The sequence below is a fragment of the Flavobacterium sp. genome, assembly GCF_029242675.1.
Taxonomy (GTDB): domain Bacteria; phylum Bacteroidota; class Bacteroidia; order Flavobacteriales; family Flavobacteriaceae; genus Flavobacterium.
The window spans coordinates 1-3549 of sequence record NZ_JAQWTM010000376.1 but is presented as its reverse complement, the minus strand read 5'-3'; the positions used below and the strand labels follow the sequence as shown (position 1 = coordinate 3549).

Here is a 3549-nt window from a genome sequence, read left to right as displayed (position 1 = left end):
ATTGGATTTTGGGTTGCCAAAACAAAGTAAGGCAAATCTAATTTATGATTTTCACCTGCAATAGTTACCGCACGTTCTTGCATCGCTTCTAATAGTGCTGCCTGTGTTTTAGGAGGCGTTCTATTAATTTCATCAGCAAGTATGATGTTAGAAAAAATAGGCCCTTTTATAAATTTAAATTGGCGGTTTTCATCTAAGATCTCACTACCTAAGATATCAGAAGGCATTAAATCCGGCGTAAACTGAATTCGTTTAAAATCCAATCCTAAAGCCTGCGCTAAAGTGTTTACTAACAAGGTTTTTGCTAATCCGGGAACACCTACAAGCAAAGCATGACCTCCTGAGAAAATACAAACTAAAATTTGATCTACGACAGCATCCTGTCCTACTATAACTTTTGCTATTTCATTTTTGAGTTGATTCCTTTTTTGAACCAAATTTTGTATCGCGGCAACGTCAGACATTTCGAATGTATTTTAAATTAAAAAAGAGCTAACTCTATGAAATCATAAAGCTAACTCTTTTTATTTGTTCTGTAAAAATTATTTTTTCAACCAGTTATTTGTAAAGTCACAATCTCTATATTCCCCTAAGATTTTAATATAGGTCTCTTTGATTTTTTCATCAAACCAAGCACCAATTGCTTTAATACGCTTTTCTTTTAGAGCTAAATCTTTAATTTTAATATAATCCGTAGCATAATTAGCGGTGTGCTCATTGATTCTATTGGTCACTGTTATAATTTTGTAGCTTTTCTTTCCATTTTCATCAGTATCCAAAATCGGTTGAGAAATAGCATCATCTTTTAAATTCGATACTTGGCTATATAAACTTGGATCCATTTTTGTCAATTCAAAACGAGTATCTTGCGTATTTGGGTTGATTAAAACACCACCATTAGCTCGAGTCTCTTTTTGATCAGATTCTGTTCTAGCTGCTTCAGCAAATGTTAATTTCTTGTCAATAATTTTATTTCTAATTAACGTAATTTTATCTTTAGCAATTTTCACTTCATCCTCGCTTACCGATGGAATTAATAAAATATGTCGCAATTCGATCTCTTGACCTTTAATCTTCTCAACATATATAATGTGAAAACCAAAATCAGTTTCAAAAGGTGCTGAAATCTCACCTTCTTGTAAACTAAAAGCAACATCCTTAAATTCTTTAACGAAAGGGGTTTTTCTATTCATTTTATAAAAACCACCGTTGGTAGCTGAACCAGGATCTTTTGAGTACAGTACAGCCTTAGTACTAAAACTAGATCCGGCCTCTACTTCTTTTTTAAACTCATTTAATTTGTCTCTTACCTTTTGTTTTTCGGCTTCTGAAATCTTAGGTGTTACCACAATTTGAGCCACTTCCATCTCAGCACCAAAAAGAGGTAATTCATCTTTAGGTATTCCTTTAAAAAAATTACGAACTTCCTCAGGTGTTATTTCAATTTCATCAACAATCTTTTTTTGCATCTCAGAACTTAATTTTTGTTCCTTCAAAATGTCAAAAAAATAGGATTTTAGTTCTTCTTCTGAATTTTTCTTGTAGTACTCTACCACTTTATCCATTGAGCCAATCTTACCAACGATAAAATCGAGCTTCTCTTCCATCACTGATTTAATTTCAGCGTCAGTAACTTTCACACTATCCTGTATTGCTTGGTGGGCATACAACTTATCTTCTAGTAACTTCCCTAACATCTGGCATCTCGTAATATCTTTAACTGAACCTCCACCAGCTGAAATCTCTAAAAATGATTTATCAATATCTGAATCCAAGATAATATAATCCCCTACGGTCGCAACTACGCCATCAATTTTTAATCTATTGCCCGAACTTACTTTTTTAACAGGTTTACTAACTGAATCTTTGATGATTTCTTGAGCCTGCAGCACTGTATTTGAAAAAAGCATGACAAAAAACAGAAGTGCAATTTTATTCGAGATGGATTTCATTTGTAATGTTTTAATAATAATGTATTTGAATTGTTAGCTATTACTTGCTTTTAAGTTATTCCTAATTTGTATCAAGCCAATGTTTCTATATTTCCATTGCCAAATATACATCTAAAGCAACAACAATAATAGCTTCAAGCAAAAACAATTTCTGAAGTAATAACGAACAAAAATAACAATTCAAATACATATTCCAAGTTTACACCATAGTATTAACATAAATTTATAGAGCAACATAAATCGTAAAAACCAACAACTTACCCTACCTCCTGTTCAATCGGTTCCTGATGAAAAATCATATGCAAGGAATTAAAACAACTCAACGAGAGCTAAAAATTCAACAAAGCAATCAATAGTCGATATATTGCCTAATCAGCATCTTAGATTAGGGTTAAAAAAACACAATTGTCTTCAAAAAACGCAGTAAAAATACTATGTATCATATCTGATATAGAATATTGAAAAATACTTTTAAACACTACAACGTTTTCGTAGCCATAATCCAAAATTAAAAAAAAGTCAAAATAAAATTTTATATAAATTGGCAACATCAAAACAAACAATTCAATAAAAAAATAAGACAAATAAAACACTTTTGACAAAAAATAAAGATTTTCATTTCATAAATCATATAATATAACAACCAATACCACATTATTAACTAACCTTTCAAATTATGAAAAAAACCAATTTCAAAATTGCTGTAGCTGCACTAGCGCTATCGCTTAATTCATGTAATTACACTGATGACCTGCAAACTACAGCTCTAGAAGCAAAAGCTTCTACCAAAGTAATCAATGTAACTCATCATGACGGACACCCGTTTAGCACTGGTAAGTCGAATATTTCTTCTACTACAGGTAAATATGTGGCTAATCCTGGAGGCGGAGTAATGATGCAAGCCTTTTATTGGGATGTTCCCGCAGGTGGGAACTGGTGGAACACTTTAGGAACTAAAGTTACCGCTTGGTCCAATGCTGGAATTGGCTCTATTTGGCTTCCTCCTGTTTCAAAGGCTCAAAACGGCCCTTTTTCTATGGGATATGACCCAACAGATTATTTTGATTTTGGAAATTACAACCAAAATGGAACGATAGAAACACGTTTTGGCTCCAAAACAGAACTAGTTAACTTAATCACAAAGGCACATACAGAAAACTTACAAGTCTATGCTGATATGGTATTGAATCATAATAGCGGAGGACAATTAGAAAACAATCCCTTTACTGGAACACAAACCTACACCAATTTCAAAGGTGTTGCCTCAGGAAAATTTCCTAGAACTAGTGCTGATTTTTACAAAAATGCTTACGGAAACAATGACGAAGGGGCTTTTGGAGGCTTTCCTGATTTAGCACATGTTGTGCCAAATGTTCAAAATTGGCTTTGGCTAAGGGCAGATGGAGTTGGGAAATATTATAAAAATACCATGAAATTTGATGGTTGGAGATTTGACTACGTGAAAGGATTTGCTCCATGGGTAGTTAAAGATTGGAATGCAAATATAGGTGGTTTTTCGGTTGGAGAATACTGGGATGCTAACGTAAACACATTAGAATGGTGGGCCAATAATGCAAATAGCTCTGTTTTTGATTTT

General features: G+C 33.1%; 3 protein-coding genes. 1 reads left to right on the top strand and 2 read right to left on the bottom strand.

Features of this window, described 5'->3' with window-relative positions; all coding sequences use genetic code 11:
• Nucleotides 1–464, bottom strand: a 464-nt coding sequence (locus tag P8M54_RS13865) for an AAA family ATPase (RefSeq protein WP_300288558.1), incomplete at its 3' end; no start/stop codon positions are given.
• Nucleotides 465–542: 78 nt separating this feature from the next.
• Nucleotides 543–1973 (bottom strand): peptidylprolyl isomerase, encoded by a 1431-nt coding sequence (locus P8M54_RS13860; protein WP_300288559.1) that lies wholly within the window; start codon nt 1971–1973, stop codon nt 543–545.
• Between the two features lie 655 nt (nt 1974–2628).
• Here P8M54_RS13860 and P8M54_RS13855 point away from each other — a divergent pair.
• On the top strand, nt 2629–3549 hold a 921-nt coding region (locus P8M54_RS13855; protein WP_300288557.1), incomplete at its 3' end, for an alpha-amylase family glycosyl hydrolase.